The sequence below is a fragment of the Pseudomonas jessenii genome (assembly GCF_002236115.1).
Classification (GTDB): domain Bacteria; phylum Pseudomonadota; class Gammaproteobacteria; order Pseudomonadales; family Pseudomonadaceae; genus Aquipseudomonas; species Aquipseudomonas jessenii.
The window spans coordinates 116,091-135,497 of the sequence record NZ_NIWT01000010.1; the positions used below are offsets into that span (position 1 = coordinate 116,091).

The 19,407-nt window shown below is 60.7% G+C and carries 18 protein-coding genes; 10 read left to right on the forward strand and 8 right to left on the reverse strand.

Features of this window, described 5'->3' with window-relative positions:
• The first annotated feature begins 164 nt into the window (after window positions 1-164).
• The gene (locus PSJE_RS29010) at window positions 165-1,460 is read left to right on the forward strand and encodes an NCS2 family permease (protein WP_008050771.1); all 1,296 of its coding nucleotides are present in this window, start codon (window positions 165-167) and stop codon (window positions 1,458-1,460) included.
• Window positions 1,457-2,536, forward strand: a complete 1,080-nt coding sequence (gene trmA / locus PSJE_RS29015) for a tRNA (uridine(54)-C5)-methyltransferase TrmA (protein WP_090451524.1) — start codon at window positions 1,457-1,459, stop codon at window positions 2,534-2,536. Before PSJE_RS29010 ends, trmA begins: the two co-directional genes overlap by 4 nt.
• Before the next feature lie 30 nt (window positions 2,537-2,566).
• On the opposite strand, the gene PSJE_RS29020 is transcribed toward trmA, so the two are convergent.
• Window positions 2,567-3,037 carry a DUF2442 domain-containing protein gene (locus PSJE_RS29020; RefSeq protein ID WP_090451526.1) on the reverse strand — a complete coding sequence of 157 codons (471 nt, stop codon included), beginning with the start codon at window positions 3,035-3,037 and terminating at the stop codon, window positions 2,567-2,569.
• Window positions 3,034-3,462, reverse strand: coding sequence for a DUF4160 domain-containing protein (locus PSJE_RS29025; protein WP_090451528.1), 429 nt, complete (start codon window positions 3,460-3,462; stop codon window positions 3,034-3,036). Before PSJE_RS29025 ends, PSJE_RS29020 begins: the two co-directional genes overlap by 4 nt.
• A gap of 226 nt (window positions 3,463-3,688) precedes the next feature.
• Between PSJE_RS29025 and PSJE_RS29030 the strand changes: the two genes are divergently transcribed.
• From PSJE_RS29030 to PSJE_RS29040, 3 genes are all read left to right on the forward strand, one after another.
• Entirely contained in the window at window positions 3,689-4,600 is a 912-nt protein-coding gene (locus PSJE_RS29030; protein WP_090451530.1) for a LysR family transcriptional regulator, read from the forward strand.
• 140 nt (window positions 4,601-4,740) lie between these two features.
• Window positions 4,741-5,181, forward strand: coding sequence for a type II 3-dehydroquinate dehydratase (aroQ, locus tag PSJE_RS29035; protein WP_090451531.1), 441 nt, complete (start codon window positions 4,741-4,743; stop codon window positions 5,179-5,181).
• A gap of 5 nt (window positions 5,182-5,186) precedes the next feature.
• On the forward strand, window positions 5,187-6,041 hold the full coding sequence (locus tag PSJE_RS29040) for a shikimate dehydrogenase (protein ID WP_057716559.1): 855 nt from the start codon (window positions 5,187-5,189) through the stop codon (window positions 6,039-6,041).
• A gap of 44 nt (window positions 6,042-6,085) precedes the next feature.
• Here PSJE_RS29040 and PSJE_RS29045 read toward each other — a convergent pair whose 3' ends face one another.
• Window positions 6,086-6,763 carry a TetR/AcrR family transcriptional regulator gene (locus tag PSJE_RS29045; RefSeq protein WP_057713206.1) on the reverse strand — a complete coding sequence of 226 codons (678 nt, stop codon included), beginning with the start codon at window positions 6,761-6,763 and terminating at the stop codon, window positions 6,086-6,088.
• 102 nt (window positions 6,764-6,865) lie between these two features.
• Complete coding sequence (gene quiC, locus PSJE_RS29050) at window positions 6,866-8,767, reverse strand: 3-dehydroshikimate dehydratase QuiC (protein WP_090451533.1); 1,902 nt, start codon at window positions 8,765-8,767, stop codon at window positions 6,866-6,868.
• Between the two features lie 505 nt (window positions 8,768-9,272).
• Here quiC and PSJE_RS29055 point away from each other — a divergent pair.
• Complete coding sequence (locus PSJE_RS29055; RefSeq protein ID WP_057713204.1) at window positions 9,273-10,610, forward strand: MFS transporter; 1,338 nt, start codon at window positions 9,273-9,275, stop codon at window positions 10,608-10,610.
• A 112-nt stretch (window positions 10,611-10,722) separates the two neighbouring features.
• Here the strand turns inward: PSJE_RS29055 and PSJE_RS29060 are convergent, their stop codons facing one another.
• The 4 genes from PSJE_RS29060 to PSJE_RS29075 form a co-directional block, all read right to left on the reverse strand.
• Window positions 10,723-11,601, reverse strand: a complete 879-nt coding sequence (locus PSJE_RS29060) for a DMT family transporter (RefSeq protein WP_090451535.1) — start codon at window positions 11,599-11,601, stop codon at window positions 10,723-10,725.
• A 149-nt stretch (window positions 11,602-11,750) separates the two neighbouring features.
• The gene (locus PSJE_RS29065) at window positions 11,751-12,566 is read right to left on the reverse strand and encodes a sugar phosphate isomerase/epimerase family protein (RefSeq protein ID WP_090451537.1); all 816 of its coding nucleotides are present in this window, start codon (window positions 12,564-12,566) and stop codon (window positions 11,751-11,753) included.
• Between the two features lie 2 nt (window positions 12,567-12,568).
• On the reverse strand, window positions 12,569-13,624 hold the full coding sequence (locus PSJE_RS29070) for a Gfo/Idh/MocA family protein (protein ID WP_090451539.1): 1,056 nt from the start codon (window positions 13,622-13,624) through the stop codon (window positions 12,569-12,571).
• A gap of 179 nt (window positions 13,625-13,803) precedes the next feature.
• A complete protein-coding gene (locus tag PSJE_RS29075; protein WP_090451541.1) occupies window positions 13,804-14,580 on the reverse strand; it encodes an IclR family transcriptional regulator in 777 nt (258 codons plus the stop codon).
• A 175-nt stretch (window positions 14,581-14,755) separates the two neighbouring features.
• Between PSJE_RS29075 and PSJE_RS29080 the strand changes: the two genes are divergently transcribed.
• From PSJE_RS29080 to PSJE_RS29095, 4 genes are all read left to right on the forward strand, one after another.
• Window positions 14,756-16,504: an FAD-dependent oxidoreductase gene (locus tag PSJE_RS29080; RefSeq protein ID WP_090451543.1), complete on the forward strand. Its 1,749-nt coding sequence runs from the start codon at window positions 14,756-14,758 to the stop codon at window positions 16,502-16,504.
• A complete protein-coding gene (locus PSJE_RS29085; protein WP_090451545.1) occupies window positions 16,488-17,321 on the forward strand; it encodes an aldo/keto reductase in 834 nt (277 codons plus the stop codon). Before PSJE_RS29080 ends, PSJE_RS29085 begins: the two co-directional genes overlap by 17 nt.
• Window positions 17,322-17,547: 226 nt before the next feature.
• On the forward strand, window positions 17,548-18,441 hold the full coding sequence (gene ypfJ, locus PSJE_RS29090; RefSeq protein WP_090451547.1) for a KPN_02809 family neutral zinc metallopeptidase: 894 nt from the start codon (window positions 17,548-17,550) through the stop codon (window positions 18,439-18,441).
• Window positions 18,442-19,401, forward strand: coding sequence for an alpha/beta hydrolase (locus tag PSJE_RS29095; RefSeq protein WP_090451548.1), 960 nt, complete (start codon window positions 18,442-18,444; stop codon window positions 19,399-19,401).
• Window positions 19,402-19,407 lie beyond the last annotated feature (6 nt).

Here is a 19,407-nt window from a genome sequence, read left to right on the forward strand (position 1 = left end):
AAAACATCGACGACGATCACCGCCAAAGCAGCCATATTCCCAAGCTACTGGTATGATGCGCGGCTTTTTCCGGCCCACAGTAATTTCCAGGCGCGTTCTGCTGCCTGTGCTTTGCTGTTGAGGTCGATACATTCACGGCGCCCGGCGCGCCACGGGGAGCAGACATGCTGGAAAGGCTGTTTCAACTCAAGGCACACAACACCAACGTGCGGACCGAGATTCTGGCGGGCGTCACGACCTTTTTGGCCATGGCCTACATTCTGTTCGTCAACCCGAGCATCCTCGGCGAGACCGGCATGGACAAGGGCGCAGTGTTTGTCGCCACCTGTCTGGCAGCGGCCATCGGCTCGACGACCATGGGCCTGATCGCCAACTACCCGATCGCCCTCGCACCGGGCATGGGACTGAACGCCTTTTTTACCTACACCGTGGTCCTGCACATGGGCCATACCTGGCAAGTGGCGCTGGGCGCGGTGTTCATCTCGGCGGTGTGCTTCTTCCTGCTGTCGATCTTCCGCATCCGTGAATGGATCATCAACAGCATCCCGTTGCCGCTGCGCTCGGCGATTGCCGCCGGCATCGGCCTGTTCCTGGCGCTGATCGCCCTGCACAACGCCGGCATCGTGGTCAGCAACCCGGCGACCATGGTCGGCCTCGGTGACCTGAAACAACCGGCCCCGATCCTCGCCACCCTCGGTTTTGCCCTGATCGTCGCCCTCGAAGCCCTTGCCGTGCGCGGCGCAGTGCTGATCGGCATTCTGGTGGTGACCATCATTTCCATCGTGATGGGCTTCACCCCGTTCGGCGGCGTGATGTCGATGCCGCCATCGCTGGCCCCGACCTTCCTGCAACTGGACATCAAGGGTGCACTGGACATCGGTCTGGTCAGCGTGATCTTCGCCTTCCTGTTCGTCGATCTGTTCGACAACTCCGGCACCCTGATCGGTGTGGCCAAGCGCGCCGGTCTGATGCGCAAGGACGGTCACATGCCGAAAATGGGCCGTGCCCTGATCGCCGACAGCACCGCCGCCATGGCCGGTTCCCTGCTGGGCACCTCGACCACCACCAGTTACATCGAATCCGCAGCTGGCGTGAGTGCCGGCGGCCGCACCGGCTTGACCGCCATCGTGGTGGCGTTCCTGTTCCTGCTGGCGCTGTTCTTCTCGCCACTGGCCGCCAGCGTTCCGGCCTTCGCCACCGCGCCGGCACTGCTGTTCGTCGCCGTGTTGATGACATCCGGCCTGGCCGAAATAGACTGGGACGACATTACCGTCGCCGCGCCGGTGGTGATCACCGCGCTGGCAATGCCGTTCACTTACTCCATCGCCAATGGCATCGCCTTCGGTTTCATTTCCTGGACCGCCATCAAGCTGATGTCCGGTCGTGGCCGTGAGCTCAACCCGGCGCTGGTGATCCTGTCGATTCTGTTCGTGATCAAGCTGGGTTGGTTCAACGCATGACTTTTGATTCCCAGGCCTACGCCGTTCAGCTCGAAGAAAAGGTCACGCGTCTGCGTGACCTGCTGGCCCCGTTCGATGCACCGGAGCCAGCCGTTTTCGATTCGCCGCTGAAAAACTTCCGCCTGCGCGCCGAGTTCCGCCTGTGGCGCGAGGCCGGCGAGCGTCACTACGCGATGTTTTCCCAGGAAGACAAACGCACGCCAATCCTGATCGAAGAGTTCCCGATTGCCAGCCTGCGCATCAACCAGTTGATGCCGCAGCTGAAGGCAGCGTGGCAAGCCAGCGCGCCCCTGAGCCACAAGCTGTTCCAGGTGGAGTTCCTGACCACTCTGGCCGGCGACGCGATGATCACCCTGTGCTATCACCGCCCGCTGGACGAGCACTGGCATGCAGCGGCGTCGAAACTGGCGACGGACCTGAACGTCAGCATCATCGGTCGCTCCAAGGGCAAGCGCGAAGTCATCGGTCACGATTACGTGGTCGAGAAGCTGGAAGTCGGCGGCCGCACCTTCAGCTATCGCCAGCCTGAAGGCGCGTTCACCCAGCCCAACGGCACGGTGAACCAGAAGATGCTCAACTGGGCATACGATGCGCTCGGCGATCGCTCCGATGATTTGCTGGAGCTGTACTGCGGCAACGGCAACTTCACCCTGCCCCTCGCCACCCGCGTGCGCAAGGTGCTGGCCACCGAAATCAGCAAGACCTCGGTCAACGCGGCCTTGAGCAATCTCAGCGAAAACGCGGTAGATAACGTCACCTTGGTGCGTTTGTCCGCCGAAGAGCTGACCGAAGCCCTGAACGAAGTCCGTCCGTTCCGCCGCCTGCACGGTATCGACCTCAAGAGCTACGAGTTCGGTAGCGTCTTCGTCGACCCGCCCCGCGCCGGCATGGACCCGGACACCTGCGAGCTGACCCGGCGCTTCGACAACATCCTGTACATCTCCTGCAACCCGGAGACCCTGGCAGCCAACATCACCCAACTGCACGACACCCACCGCATCAGCCGATGCGCGATGTTCGACCAGTTCCCGTGGACCCACCACATGGAATCCGGGGTGATGCTGACCCGGCGTTGATGACACCTGCCAGGCACAAAAAAGCCGTCTTCACGACGGCTTTTTTGTGGGTACCGGCAAGACAACATCGACCTTGCGCGGGCGCCCGCCCTTCTTGCCATTGGCCCGCGCAGCTTCAGACTTTGCGGCGCTGCTCTGGCGACCATTGCGCGAAGCAACGACCGACGCCGCCATGGCCATCAGGGGCTTGCTCGCAGAAATCAACCCGGCAATAGATACATGCAGGTCCTTGCCTTCATGGCACAGGGCAGTACCCGCGTAGCCGACAGTCAGACTGGCAAGTTCCTCGCCCTCAAAATCATCGAACTCCGGATAGTTGGCTACGGGCAACAATACGCCGCTGCCGTCTTCGAAGCTGACGGCCAGACAGGGGGGCAGGTAGGTAACCGCCGTCGCTTGCAGGCTATTTTTTCTACGTAACTCGCCACGTTCAATGGCTTTGTCCAGGCTGCTTTCCGTTACGGGATTATCGGCCTGAACCTTGGCTTTTATCGTTTTCATAACTCGATCTCTACACTTTCCTGTGTGCCTATCAGGGACAGCAACGTCTTGTTCGATTCAGGTTCGTAGCAAGCCGACCCAATCATGTTGGTCGTACTGACAACCCTTTTCACCACAACGACTTCGTTGCTTTGCCAGTCCCATAATTGATTATCAAGACAAGCCGTTTGCAATTTTCGCCACCAGATGCCCCGGGCGCGCCGCAAATGGGCAGGCTGCTGGAGCGATTGGCGCAATCCCTCAAGCACTGCCAACGATGGCCGACGCGAAAGCGGAACTACATCCCAGAGCTCGACACCGTTGTGCCAAAAGCTGAACCTGAACCTCGCACTCCATGTACCCGCCTCCACATGCGCATGAGGCGGACAATGCTCGTCTCGCAACATGATCACCACCGACAGTCCCTTGTGATTACATACCTTCATGCTAACCCATCCGTTAGGTTTATGAGTCCGAGGATTCGACATTCCCTGGAGAATCCGACCGCTGGTATTGGCCGTCGAATCAATTCTTGCGTCCTCAGACTAGCGTCCTGGCGTTACCCGGCCCTGAGGAACACCGCGCGCAATGGTAAGAAATCCTTTCATTACGACGCTGGCACCTGATAAATACTGGTCCAGTTTCTTCATCTGATCCCCGGTGTAATCAATCATGCAGCGACAATTCGACGATCTTCAGTTGGGCAGCATCGAGCTGTTTTGCCTGGCCGCCGAGGCCGGCAGTTTTACTGCCGCGGCGCTGGTGGCCGGTGTCACCCCCGCTGCCGTGAGCCGTTCGGTGTCGCGCATGGAAGAACGCCTTGGTGTGCGCCTGTTCGCGCGCACCACGCGTAGTGTGAAGCTGACCGACAGTGGTCGCCGTTATTACGAAGAATGTCGCCAGGCCCTTGCTCAACTGGTCGAGGCCCAGCGCGAGGTGATGGGCCAGCAGCAAGTGCCGTCCGGTACGTTGCGCATCAGTATTCCGACCACCTACGCGCATCATCGAATTCTGCCGCTGTTGCCCGAATTTCGGGCGCGTTATCCGGCGGTGAAGGTCGAGTCGCACATCAGTAATCGCAACATCGATTTCGTCGGCGAAGGCTACGACATGGCGATTCGCGTGCGAGCCATCCCGGATTCCGGCCTGATCGCCCGACCGTTGGAAGATGCCGCCCTGGTGATGATCGCCAGTCCTGATTACCTGAAACGGGCCGGCACTCCGCAAACCCTCGACGACCTCGAAAACCACGAATGCATCCAGTACGAATTGCCCAGCAGCGGCCGACGCATTGCCTGGCTGTTCAACGATGAAGGCGTGCCCCGGGAGATTCTGGCCGAGGGCAACCTCAGTTGCTCCGACGATGTGCTGGGCGGTGTGACCTTGGCCAAACACGGGGCGGGGTTGTTTCAGACCTACCGGTTTATCGTGGAAAAGGAACTGGCCGACGGCTCGCTGGTGGAAGTGCTCAAGCCCTATGGCGGGCGCTCGCGGCCGTTTACCTTGCTGTATCCGCAAAGTCGCCATGTACCGCTGCGCTTGAGGGCGTTTATCGATTTCCTCGTGGAGCACCTGCCGCGCTGACCTGCGAAAGTGTCCGATCACCGCCCACAAACAGCCGGCATACCTTCACTTCAATTGACCAAATTAACCAGTTAGTACAATTTATCTCCACAGGCTGAAGCCCTCGGCCGATTCCAAAAATAACAAGTGGAGAGATTCCGATGCCCCCTATCGTTCTGGTGCTCAACGGCCCGAACCTGAACCTGCTCGGCACCCGTGAACCGGCGACTTACGGCCACGAAACCCTGGCAGACATTTCGGCCCTGTGCGCACGCGCCGCCGAAGAGTTCGGCCTGGCGGTGGAGTTTCGCCAGACCAACCATGAAGGCGAATTGCTCGACTGGATTCACGCCGCCCGCGGTCGCTGCGCCGGGATCGTCATCAATCCTGCCGCGTGGACCCACACCTCGGTCGCCATCCGCGACGCCCTGGTCGCCAGCGAACTGCCGGTGATCGAAGTCCACCTGTCCAACGTGCACGCCCGCGAGCCCTTCCGCCACCATTCGTTCGTATCCGCCATTGCAACGGCGGTGATGGCCGGTTTTGGCAGTCATGGCTATCGCCTGGCGCTGGAACACTTCAGTCATCGTTTGAAGGGGTGATCGCCGTGACTCAGAACCACGTGATACTGGCCGGGCTGATTGGCGCCGGCATCCAGGCGTCCCGCACACCGGCCATGCACGAGCATGAAGGCGATGCCCAGGGGCTGCGCTATCTGTATCGCCTGATCGATCTTGATCAGTTGAAGCTCGACAGCAACGCCCTGCCCGACCTGTTGATGGCTGCCGAGCGCATGAACTACACCGGGCTGAACATCACCTTTCCATGCAAGCAGGCGATCATCCCGCTGCTCGACGAACTCTCGCCGGAGGCCCGCGGTATCGGTGCGGTCAACACGGTGGTGCTCAAGGATGGCAAACGCATCGGCCACAACACCGATTGCCTGGGCTTTGCCGAGGGGTTTCGCCGAGGTTTGAAAGGCGTTGCCGTTGAACGTGTCGTACAGATGGGCGCTGGTGGCGCAGGTGCAGCGGTGGCCCACGCGTTGTTGAGCGAAGGCGTACAACAGCTGAGCATTTTTGACGTGGACATCCGCCGCGCCCAGGATCTGGCTGACAACCTCAATCAGCATTTCGGCGTCAGTCGGGCGGTGGCCGGGTATGACCTGCCCGATGCCATGGCACAGGCTGACGGCCTGGTGAACACCACGCCGATGGGCATGAAAAAACTGCCGGGCATGCCGGTGCCAGTGGAGCTGCTGCGGGCCGAATTGTGGGTGGCGGAGATCGTTTACTTCCCACTGGAAACCGAACTGCTGCGCAACGCCCGCGCCCTCGGTTGCCGGACACTGGACGGCGGCAACATGGCGGTGTTTCAGGCGGTCAAAGCATTCGAGCTGTTCAGCGGCGTAGTCCCGGATGCCCAGCGGATGCTTGAGCACTTCCAGAGCATGAATGACTGAATGACTGAATGAGTGAAGTGAGGGGGCAACCCCCTCACCTCGCCTCAGGCTTGCAGGTACCGCAGAACCGACTCGCAAATCATCTCCCGATGACGCTGCTTGATACGTTCGTCCGGCAGGTCGATCTGAAAAATCTCACCAAAGGTGTGGCGGTTCGAGACGCGATAGAAGCAGAACGAACTGATCAGCAAATGCACGTCCAGCGGATCAAGCCCGGTACGGAAAAGCCCCTGCTCGGCGCCGCGACGCAGAATCTCGCCCAGTGAATCGAGGATAGTGTTGTTCATCGCCTTGATCGCATCGGAGCGCTTCACGTACTCGGCGTTGTGAATGTTCTCGATACTGACGATGCGCACGAAATCGACGTTGCGATCATGGTGATCGAAGGTGAACTCCACCAGCCGCCGAATGGCTTCGACCGGCGCCAGCTCTGCCAGGTGCAGGCGATTTTCGGTGTTGCGGATATCGCCGTAGAGTTTCTCCAGCACCTCGACGTAGAGCTGCTCCTTACTGCCGAAGTAGTAATAGATCATGCGCTTGGAGGTGTGGATGCGCTCGGCGATGGCATCGACGCGGGCACCGGAAAGCCCCTGCTGGACGAATTCGACAATCGCCTCCTGCAGGATGTTTTCGCGGGTCTTTTCCGGGTTGTTCTTGCGACTCTTGCGCGGCTCGGCACCAGGTTCTACGGAGGCTGCGGGGAGTTCTGAAGTCATTGTCATTGCGGGCTCACGGCCATCACTGCACAGGCTGGCGATTATGGGCTGCGCGGCACAGTGAAGGAAGCCGCGCGGCCCACGTTTAATCCCGCGTTTACGAATTACCTACAACTTCGCCTGGCGCAATGCACCGCTACGGGATTTGGCCATGGCCGCCAGGCGCACCGCGACGTTGGCCGCGCCGTAGCCGGCATAACCGTTTTTACGCTGGATGATCTCGAAGAAGAACCGCCCCTCGAACGGCTCGGTATACACATGAAACAGTTCACCGCCCTGGGCGTCGCGGTCGTACAACACATTGTAGTAGGCCAGTTCACTGAGGAACTCGTCGTCGAAATCGAACCGCGCCGCCAGGTCATCGTAGTAGTTGAGCGGAATATCCAACAGCGGCACGCCCGCCTCTTTTGCACGGCTGACCTGGGCAAAGATGTCATCACAATCAAACGCGATGTGGTGCACGCCGGAGCCGCGATAACTCGACAGCGCGTGTGAGATCGCGGTGTTGCGGTTCTCGGAAATGTTCAGTGGCAGGCGGATCGAACTGTCCCGGCTACGCAAGGCACGGCTCTTCACCAGACCATAAGGATCCGGCAGCACGACTTCATCGTCTGCCTCGAAATCCAGCAGGCTCTTATAGAACAGCACCCAGCTGTCGAGGCTGTCGGCCGGCAGCGCCATGGCCATGTGGTCGATGCGCTTGAGGCCACCGCTGACCGGTGCATCCGCCAGCAGATTGAAGTCGGTACCGTAGACGTCGGCATCCTGGTCCACCAGATAAATCAGGCTGCCATCCGGCGCACGCACCGCCGCCAGTTCCAGTTCATTGGGGCCCACCAGCCCGCGATAGGGTTGACCCTTGTAGGCCACGGCTCGGGCCAGCGCACTGGCGCTGTCCTTGACCCGCACGGCGGTAGCGCACAACGAAGGGCCGTGGGCTTCGAAAAAGCTGTGGCCGAAGGAGTAAGGTTCGGAGTTGAGGATCAAATTGATATCGCCCTGGCGCATCAGGCTGACGCTCTTGGAACGATGCTGCCCGGCCTTGACGAAACCCAGTCGCTCAAGCCAATGCGAGAGCTTGGCGCCGAGGCTTTCGTCCACGGCGAACTCGAGAAACTCGATGCCGTTGTACTCACTGGCCTTGGGCGTTTCGAACAGAATTTCAGAGTTGGCCGCAGGCCTGGCTTCCTGGGCCAGACGCTCGCGGGTTTTCTCTTCCAGATACAGCAACGAACGCAAGCCGTCGGCGGCGTTGGCTCGTGGCGGCGCGGCGCGGAAGCCATCGTTGAAGATTTCCAGCGACAGAGGCCCGGTGTAGCCACTCTTGATGATCGGCGCGAGGAACCCCGGCAAGTCGAATTCACCCTGGCCCGGGAAGCAGCGAAAATGCCGGCTCCACTCCAGCACGTCCATGGCCAGGATCGGCGCGTCAGCCATTTGCACGAAGAAAATCTTGTCGCCAGGAATCTCGGCGATAGCACTTGGATCGCCCTTGAGCGACAGGGTGTGAAAGCTGTCCAGCAACACGCCGAGGCTTGGGTGATCGGCCTGACGCACGATGTTCCACACCTGTTGCCAGGTGTTCACATGCCGGCCCCAGGCCAGCGCTTCGTAACCGATGCGCAGGCCACGTGCCCCGGCGTGCTCGGCCAGAAGTCGCAAGTCGTCGACCAGAACCTGTTCATCACCGATGGACTCGGCCGAGGCATTGCTGCACACCAGCACCAGGTCAGTGCCCAGCTCCTGCATCAGGTCGAATTTGCGCTCGGCGCGTTCCAGGTTGCGCGACAGGCGATCGCGGCGGCAGCCTTCGAAATCACGGAACGGTTGAAACAGGGTGATGGCGATCCCGAGATCGGCGCACATCTGTTTAATTTCCCGTGGACTACCGTCGTAGTAGAGAAGGTCGTTCTCGAAAATCTCGACGCCGTCGAACCCGGCGGCGGCAATGGCTTCGAGTTTTTCCGGCAGGGTACCGCTCAAGGATACGGTGGCAATGGAACGCTGCATGTTTCGGCTCCCGATGGAGGCTTCGGCTACAGGGAATTTGCGCCGCTTTTGAAAGAGTGGACGGATTATTGAGCTGGTCGATGCATTGAGCAATTTAAAGTGTACTACCCAGTTAGTTTTGCGTGCGATTATCGAACACAATGGCCGATAGCGAATTGACGATTTTTTGTTCACTGCGCAACATCAACACCACATTGGGTCCGGTCTTGAAATCGTCGGCCCCGGTCAACAAGACCCAGAACACCACATAAAAATTTCAAAAAACGGGTATACGCTCATGCGCTCATTCAACGCCTTGCTCACTCGCTCTACCGTCATTACGCCTTGCCTGGCGTCCATCCGAACCCCGCGCTCCGCCGGCACAACCGTGCCGCTCGCTGAATAACCCGTCAGCCGACGAACACAGCCGATCAGCCCTTTCGCGCACGCCGCGACAGACCGATTGATCACGCGCCCTTGAAGTCACGACGAGCCCCGCTTGTCAGTCATTGAACGGATGGCACACATGATTCCTTCTCAAAGTTCTCGCATGGCACCTGCCATGAGCACCGCCACAGGTGGCATCGGCGACAAAATCCGCGGCGCCATGGCAGTCGGCAAAACCCGTTGGGGCATGCTGGCACTGGTGTTTTTCGCCACCACCCTGAACTACATCGACCGCGCCGCCCTAGGCGTGATGCAGCCTATCCTGGCCAAGGAAATGAGCTGGACGGCGATGGACTACGCCAACATCAACTTCTGGTTCCAGGTCGGTTACGCCATCGGTTTCGTGCTGCAAGGCCGTTTGATCGACCGGGTCGGCGTCAAGCGCGTGTTCTTCTGCGCCGTGCTGCTCTGGAGCCTGGCGACCGGTGCCCACGGCCTGGCCACTTCGGCGGTCGGCTTCATGGTCTGCCGATTCATCCTCGGCCTGACCGAAGCGGCCAACTACCCGGCCTGCGTGAAAACCACGCGCCTGTGGTTCCCGGCCGGTGAACGTGCGGTAGCCACCGGTATTTTCAATGCCGGGACCAACGTCGGCGCGATGTTCACGCCGATGCTGCTGCCACTGATCCTGCACGTCTGGGGTTGGCAGGCCGCGTTCCTGTGCATGGCATCACTGGGCGGGATCTGGCTGTTGTTCTGGGGTTTGAAGTACTTCAACCCGGAAGACCACCCGAGCGTGAAACAGTCGGAGCTGGACTACATCCAGAAAGAAGTCGAGCCGGAACAAACCCGCGTGCCGTTCTCGAAAATCCTGCGCATGCGCGGCACCTGGGCCTTCGCCCTCGCCTACTCGATCACCGCACCGGTGTTCTGGTTCTACCTGTACTGGCTGCCGCCGTTCCTCAACCAGCAATACAACCTGGGCATCAACGTCACCCAGATGGGTATCCCGCTGATCATCATCTACCTCACTGCCGACTTCGGTAGCGTTGGCGGCGGCATCCTCTCCTCGTTCCTGATCGGTCGCGGCGTCAACCCGATCAAGGCGCGACTGATGTCCATGTTCCTGTTCGCCTGCTGCATCATCGGCGTGATCATGGCGGCCGGTTCCAGCAACCTGTGGGTCGCGGTGGCCGCCATCTCCCTGGCCATCGGCGCGCACCAGGCCTGGACCGCGAACATCTGGAGCCTGGTGATGGACTACACGCCCAAGCACATGATGAGTACGGTGTTCGGCTTCGGTGGCATGTGTGCGGCGATTGGCGGGATGTTCATGACCCAACTGGTCGGCCACATCCTGACCATCACCAACAACAACTACACCGTGCTGTTCACCATGATTCCGGCGATGTACTTCATTGCGCTGATCTGGATGTACTTCATGGCACCGCGCAAGATTCCGACCGTCACCGAATAAAACATCGTCACCCTCTGTGGGAGCGAGCCTGCTCGCGAAAGCGGACTGTCATTCAACATTGATGTTGTCTGATACATCGCCTTCGCGAGCAGGCTCGCTCCCACAGGTTTTTTTACCGGCGGCTTTGCTGCCAGGCCGCCGCCAACCCGCTGCAGCAGATCACGGCGATGCCGAGCACGGTGGTCAGTGTCGGCGTATGGGAAAACAGCAGCCAGCCCAGCAGGCCGGCGAAGATGATCTGGCAATAGCTGAACGGTGCCAGCAGTGCCGGTGCCGCGAGGCGGAAAGCCTGGGTCAGGAACAGGTGAGCCGTCATCCCGCAGGCCCCCAGCGCCAGCATCATCGCACCATGCACCAGGTTCGGCGTCTGCCAGAAGAACGGCACCAGCGCACTCATCACCAGCGTGTTGCACAAGCCTGCGAAGAAGTTACTGGTGGTCGGGCTGTCGATCTCGCTGAGCTTGCGGGTCAGCAGTTGGTAGAAGCAGAAAAACAGCGCCGAGCAGAACGGCAGCAACACCGCCGGGGTAAACAGATCGCCCCCGGGGTGAACGATGATCAGCACTCCGCTAAAACCGAAAATCACTGCCAGCCATTGCCCCCGGGTCACCCGCTCGCCAAGCAGCGGTACCGACAGCGCGGTGACCAATACCGGTGCGAGGAAGTTGACCGACGTGGCCTCGGCCAGCGGGATGTACATCAGCCCCGTGGTGAAAAACAGACTGGTGCCCAGCAAGCAAAGCGCCCGGATCACCTGCAGCAATGGCCGTTTGGTACGCAGCACCCGCAGCCCGGACTGCGGCAGGAAAATCCCGGCCATCAACAAGGTGTGAACCACGTAGCGCGCCCAGACCACCATGACAATGGGATAAAAACCGGAGAGGTATTTGGAAAAGGCGTCGTGGGTGGAAAACAGGAAGGTCGCGACAACGATCAGCAGGATCCCTTTGAAGGGCTGATTGACGCCGGAAAGCGGGGTGCTGACGGTCATTGGGTTTCCTTTATTACATCCTTATTTTGTAGGAGCGAGCTTGCTCGCGATGAACCTGAGGGCGCCATGTTTTTCCAGGCAGCCTTCATTATCGTTGACGACCATCGCGAGCAAGCTCGCTCCTACCAGCGATAGGTGCGCAGCACCGATTACAGCCGCGCAAACAATTCCCGGGTTTTATCCAGCGCCATCTGCGCCCGCTCCAACCCACTCACGCCCTGCTCCAGCAACTGCACGGTGGGAATCTCCAGGCTCAATGGAATGTCAGCCGGCAAAATCCCCAACAATCCCTGCAGATCACAATCGCCATCGCCGGGAAAACGCCGTTCGTTACGCGCCTGGCGCAAGATCTCCGCCATTTCGGTCGGCCGTAGTCCTGCGACGTCACACAACTGTGCATACCGTAACCGTGAGGGAGCAACTTTGGCCAGATCTTCCAGGCGCGATCCCGAACGATCGAAGTGGAAGGCGTCCACCAGCACTCCGCCGTTTCCCCGCCCGGCGTTTTCTACAATACGCACGGCTTGTTGAAGATTGCGCGCATCGGTCCAGGGCATGAACTCCAGATGCGGGTGCAGCCCATAGAGTGCCGCCAGATCACAGAGTTCGGCAAAATGTTCCGTCAGCCGTTGTTCATCAGGGTCGTTACCGGCCACCAGCAACTCACTTGCGCCGAACTCGGCACCCACCGCCAGGACTTTTTCGAAATCGGCGACGACGGTTTCCGGTTTGAGCCGCAGGATTTCGACGTCCAGCACCCGAATACCGGTATCGCGCAGACGCGCCAAGGTCTGGCGCCGCAGTTCGTGGTCGGCCACCAGGGCAAAATGGTGCTCCTCCGGGGTTGCCGGTACCAGACGCAAGCCGACATGGCTGTAACCGGCCCGCGCGGCGACCTCGACCATATCGGGCGGTGACAACTCCAGCACGGTCAGGCTGGCCAGGGAGAAGATACGCTCGCTCATGCTCACCCCTCGATCATGGATGGCGTGCAGGCACGCCCGGTTTCGGCGGCTTCGCGGATGGCTTCGATCAGCGCCAACGTACGCGCGGCATCGGCGGCACTCACCAGCGGCTCGACCTCCCGGCGCGCAACTCGCACGAAGTGCTGCAACTGCAAGCGTAGGGCTTCATCGGCACTGAAGCTTTCCTGGGTTGCCAGCAACGGTTGATGCCAGCCGCCATCGACATCGTTGTAGTGCCAGCGTTTAAGCTGCGGAATGCTCAGCGCCCCACCTGTCCCGGCCAGCAAGTAGCACGGTTGATCAGGATGACGCGGATACACCGGGTTCTCCCCCGAATCCAGCTCCCAGCTCCAGGGCGCAGCCACCGCATCGGAGCCGGTCAGGCTGCCCAGTGCACCGTTGTCGAATTGCAGCAGTACCGCCGCGCAATCTTCGTTGGCAAACCCGCGAATGGCGTTGCTGGTGATGGCCTGAACCTGGCGCACTTCACCGCACAAATGCCGCAGCAGATCGAGGTCGTGGATCAGGTTGGTCAACAGCATCCCCGCGCCGGCCTCGCGGCGCCAGGGTGTTTCAAAATAGCTGTCGGGCTTGCGCAATTGCCAGAGCGCCGTGACCGTGGTCAACCGACCCAATGCGCCGCTGTGGACAAGCTCGTGGGCGCGGACGATCAGCGGATTGTGGCGACGATGATGTCCGACCAGTATCGGAACGCCACTGGCCTTCGAGGCAGTCACCAGCTCCCTGGCTTCATCCAGGTGCACGCCCACCGGTTTTTCCAGCAATACCGGCACGCCGGCCGCGAGGCAATCGAGGGCCGTGCTGACGTGCAGCGTGTTCGGGTTGGCAACTATCACGGCGTCTGGCTTCGCCTGCTCCAGCATCTGACAATGATCGGCGAAACAGGCTACGCCCCATTGCGCCGCAAGACTGGCCGCCTGCGGTCCCGGATCGGCCACGGCGCACAACGTCGCTTCAGTCAGGGATTGCAGATGCTGGTAGTGCTGCTGGCCCATGTTGCCAGCACCGATCAGGGCGATGCGAAGTGGCGAATTCAAGATACGGTCCTCTTGTGAGTGTTATTGGAGCGATGAACTCCAATAATTTAGAACCTGGTTCCAGATTCTTACACAGACCTATCCTGAAAGTGTTCGAACAGCGCACAGCTTCTCAAGCTGGACACTGTTCAAAATGTGGGAGCGGGCTTGCTCGCTCCCACAGTCGATTTGCACAGGCCTTAGTTGAACAACTCCGACGCCAGGCTCGCTGCACTCAACTCCTCGGTGTACGCGAGCAACAACGGCGCCAGCTCATGCAGCCGCGCCCCCGGCATCCGTGCACTCGGCCCGGCGATGCTGAGCACGCCGATCACCCGCCCATCGGCGGGATGGCGCACCACTGCCGCAATCGCCGAAGTGCCGATCGCCGAGCTCTCCTCGACCCAGGCGTAGCCCTGGTCCCGCGCCAGACGCAGGCGTTCGAGCAATTCGATGTTCGAGCGCGGCGCGTTCGGCCCCACATGTTCCGGCACTTGTGCGCCCTGTCGCTCCACCAGCGACAAGGCTTCGGCATCGCTCATGCAGGCCAGCCACGCATGCCCAGAGGCTGTGTAAAACAACGGCGCATCGCGGCCCATGTCCGGGTCGTAACGCAGACCGGAGCGCGCGCCCTGGGACTTGGCGATCCAGGTCTGACGCTCACCGTCGATCACCCCGAGACGCACCAGTTCGCCGGTTTCCTGCGCCAAGCGGTCAAGCACTGGCTGCACGATGTCGGCACCGCTGCTCGACAGGTAACGGAAGCCCATCGCCACCAGTTTGGTCGAGAGGTGATAACGCAGATTATCCGGATTCTGCCGCACGTAACCGAGGCGGATCAGCTCGGCCAGCAGGCGATGGGTCGCGCTCTTGGGGATATCCAGTTGCTCTGCCAGGGTCTGCATCGGCAGGCCACGGGGATCGCTGGTGAGGCTTTCGAGCACACTGAAAACACGTTCGATCTGACTGCCGGCCATGGTCGCTTCCACGCAAAATTTGCTCGATTCTAGAAGACATCTGAACGAATGCGAAATCTGGAACTGAACGTTCGATAACCGCCCGTTTTACACCCTCAAGACTTGTTCGGCTTCACCTGATTCTTATATTTTCTGGAACAAGATTCCAAAACAATAAAACACCGGAGTTCAAACAATGCCTGCCCAAGCGTACTTTCTTCCCGACATCGACTGCGATGTGCTGATCGTTGGTTCCGGTGCGGCGGGACTGTCGGCGGCCGTGACCGCCGCGTGGCATGGACTGAAAGTCATAGTGGTAGAAAAGGACCCTGTGTTCGGCGGTGCCACGGCCTGGTCCGGTGGCTGGGCCTGGGTGCCTTGCAACCCGCTGGCCCGGCGCGCAGGCATCGTCGAAGACGTTGAACTGCCGCGCACTTACCTGAAACACGAACTGGGCGAGCGCTTTGATCCGGCAATGATCGACGCTTTCCTGGAAGCCGGCCCGCGGATGGTGTCGTTCTTCGAGCAGCACACCTCGCTGCAATTCGCCGACGGCAACGCCATTGCCGACATTCATGGCGACACGCCGGGGGCCGGCACCGGTGGACGCTCGGTGATCGCCGCCCCGTACGACGCACGAAAAGTCGGCACACTGCTCAAGCGTCTGCGCAAAACCATGCGGGAAACATCGTTCATGGGCATGCCGATCATGGCGGGGGCGGACCTCACGGCATTCCTCAACCTGACCCGTTCACTGTCGGCGGCCTGGCACGTTACGCGGCGCTTCAGCCGCCACCTGTTCGATCTCGTCGTACATGGCCGGGCGATGCAACTGGTCAACGGCGTGGCCTTGGTGGCGCGCCTGGCGAAATCCGCCGATGACCTCGGTGTGTTGCTCTGGGAATCAGCGCCCGTGAGTCGATTGCTGCGCGAGAATGACCAGGTACGAGGTGCGGTGGTCAACACCGGCAAAGGCTCGGTGCGCATCCATGCACGCAAGGCCGTGGTGCTCGCTGCGGGTGGTTTCGCCAATGACATCGACCGCCGCAAGGCCCTGTTCCCCCGCACACCGACCGGGCATGAGCATCTGGCCTTGCCACCCCTCGGCGTTTGCGGCGATGGCCTGCGCCTGGGCGAAAGTGCCGGTGCCAGGGTGAATACCGACATGGCGTCCGCCGTCGCCTGGGCACCGGTTTCGCAGGTGCCGCACAGCGACGGCAGCACGGGACACTTCCCGCACATCATCGAGCGCGGCAAACCGGGCATCATCGGTGTGCTGAGCAACGGCCAGCGCTTCGTCAATGAAGCCAACGGCTACTACGACTACGTCACGGCCATGGTCGCCGCCGCCCCGCCGGGTGAGGAAGTGGCGTCGTGGTTGATCTGCACCCATGGTTTTCAGCGTCGATATGGCCTGGGCATCTCTCGGCCATTTCCGGTGCCGCTGTCATCCTTCATCCGCAGCGGCTATCTGAAAACCGGCAACACCCTTGAGGAATTGGCTGCAGCCTGCGGCATCGACCCGGTTGGCTTGCGCACCACCGTGTCGGACTACAACCGCCACGCGCGCAACGGCGAGGACCCGCAATTCGGCCGTGGTTCCACACCCTACAACCGCAAGCAGGGTGACGCACTGCAACAGCCCAACCCATGCGTCGCACCGATCGAACAAGGCCCCTTCTATGCCGTGAAAGTCCAGCCGGGCTGCTTCGGTACCTTCGCCGGGCTCAAGGTCAACCAACATGCCCAAGTCCTGGATGGCGCGGCGCAACCCATCGCTGGGCTGTACGCGGCGGGCGGCGACATGGCCAGCATCATGGGCGGTCACTACCCCGCTGGCGGCATCAATCTCGGCCCGGCGCTGACCTTCGGCTACATCGCCGCGCGCCATATCGCAGGTGTCACTGCTTATGAAAAGGAGATCGACCATGCAGCACATCATTAACGCTCAGGGTTTGAACATGCCGAAACTCGGCCTCGGCACCTGGCCAATGCTCGGCGAGGAATGCACCCGAGCAGTGGAGCAGGCTCTGGCCCTGGGTTACCGGCACATCGACACGGCAGCGGCCTACAACAACGAAGACGCTGTCGGTCAGGCGCTGGCGAACAGTCCGACACCCCGCGAACAGATCCACGTCACGACCAAAGTCTGGTGGGACCAACTGCAACCCGATGCCATGCGCCACTCCATGGACCGTAGCCTCGAAGCCCTGCGCAGCGAATACGTCGACCTGTTCATGCTCCATTGGCCAACCACCGATTGGGATTTGCCGCGCACCATAGAAACCCTGGTGTCGTTCAAGGAGCAAGGCCTGGCGCGCAACATTGGCGTGGCGAATTTTCCACTACCCCTGCTACGCAAAGTCGTCGAAGAACTGGGGGCGCCGCTGTCGGCGATCCAGGTCGAGTACCACGTGCTGCTCGGACAAAACGCCCTGCTCGACTACGCCCGTCAACAGGATCTTGCGCTGACAGCCTACACGCCACTGGCACGCAACAAGGTATCCGACATTCCGGCCATCCGGCGGATCGCCGCGAAACACGGCGTACTGCCGACGCAGGTCGCGCTCAAATGGCTGCTCGATCAACCCAACGTGGCCGCGATCCCCAAGGCCAGCAGCGAGCCCAATCAACTGGCCAATCTCGCGGCGCTGGATGTGCGACTGGATGATGAAGACCGTGCCTTGATCGCCAGCCTGTCCAAACGCGAGCGCCAGGTCAGCCCTGACTTTGCGCCGGTGTGGGATGCATTCGACGAATAATCCGCAGGACCGGCGATCGCTCTCACGATAAAAACCCATCGCCCGAGGGAATTCGATGGGTTATCCGTGTTCAATACAAGCCTGAAACCTTTTCGGCAACCCTTCACGGGTGGCCGGGAATCAACCTGTGCGCGAAAAAAAGACGGACGATCGGACTGGCGCCGCTCCCACTTGGCAGCAACACTCATCGCACGGAGCTTTACCCGGAACAGAAGAGGATTCCCACATGCTATGGAAAAAAGGCCGACGCAGCGACAACGTGGTCGACGCCCGTGGCGATGATGTCGGCGGTGGTGGCGGCGGCATGCGTTTTGGCGGTGGCAAGGGTTTGAGCCTGACGGCGATCCTCCTGATTGTCGGCATCGGCTGGATCACCGGCCAGGATCCACTGCAGATCCTCGGACAACTGACCGGGCAAATGGAGCAGCAATCGGCGCCCGCCACCAACCAGAGTCGCCAGGCACCTCCGGCCAATGATGAGAGCGCGGAATTCGTGCGCTCGATCCTCGGCGATACCGAAGACACCTGGGGCGCGATATTTCAGCAGGCCGGTCGCCAATATAAGGACCCGACCCTGGTGCTGTTCAGCAACCGCGTGAATTCGGCCTGCGGTCTGGCCACCTCGGCGACCGGCCCCTTCTATTGCCCGGCCGACCAGAAGGTCTACCTGGACATGGCATTCTTCCAGGAGATGTCCCAACGCTTTTCCGCCGCGGGCGACTTCGCCCAGGCCTACGTGATCGCTCACGAAGTCGGACACCACGTGCAGACCCTGCTTGGGGTGTCCACGAAAATTCAGGCAGCGCGCCAACAAGGCCGGCAAATGGAAGGCGACGGTGGTTTGCTGGTTCGCCAGGAACTTCAGGCCGATTGCCTGGCCGGCGTCTGGGCCAACAATGCGCAGAAGCGCCTGAACTGGCTGGAACCGGGCGACATCGAAGAAGCACTGAACGCCGCGAACGCCATCGGCGACGATCGTTTGCAGCAACAGGGTCAGGGCCGTGTAGTCCCGGACTCCTTCACCCATGGTACGTCGGCGCAACGGGTGCGCTGGTTCAAAACCGGTTTCGCCCAAGGCCAGGTTGGCCAGTGCGATACCTTTGCGGCGAAAAATCTGTAAATGAAGAAGTGGTTGTTGGTTGTTCTGTTTACTTGCGCAACGTCCCAAGCCGCCGAGCATGGGGTCAAGGAACTCAGCTCAGGGCGCCTGCTGTTGAAGTCAGGTGAAATCGCGGTGGGCATCAGCCCCGCCCCGGCAAAAATCGAACGGGTGCTGATCATCCTCCACGGTCGCTTGCGCAATGCGCAAACCTATCTGCAGAGTGGTGAGCACGCGGCCGAACTGGCGGGGCAAAGCGCAACGACCCTGGTGATCGCCCCGCAATTCCTCAATGAAACCGACGTTGCGGTCCATCCGGTGGCCGACACCGTTTTGCGCTGGCAAGGCAATGAATGGATGGCTGGTGGCGAATCCACGGCACCCTTTCGGCTGAGTTCCTACGCGGCGCTCGACGAAATCATCGCCCGCTTGGGTGACCGTCAGCAGTTTCCGGATGTGAAGCAAATTGTCATCGCCGGGCACTCCGGCGGCGCGCAGGTGGTTCAGCGCTATGCGTTGCTCGGTCACGCGCAATCCGACCTCGATGCAGCCGGCGTGCAGGTGCGCTACGTGATCGCCAATCCGTCCTCCTACGCTTATTTCGATGAGCGCAGGCCCGTGGCGTTCAGCCACGCCGGTTGCCCGAATTTCCATCGCTGGAAGTACGGGCTGGCGGATTTACCGGCTTACGCCGAAGGACAAACCGCAGCACAGTTGCAGGAAAGTTACCTCAAGCGTGAGGTCGTTTATCTGCTGGGGCAGCAGGACACCGACCCGAATCATCCGGCGCTGGATAAAAGCTGTGAAGCCAGGGCGCAAGGGCCGTCTCGATTGGCCCGCGGGCGTTTTTACTTCGATTATCTGAAGCGGCTGCAACCGCAAGGGTTGAAGCAGCAATTGGTTGAAGTGCCCGGGGTCGGGCATAACGGGGATGGGATGTTTACCTCGCCAGAGGGACAAAGGGCGTTGTTCAGTCAGTAAGTTTTG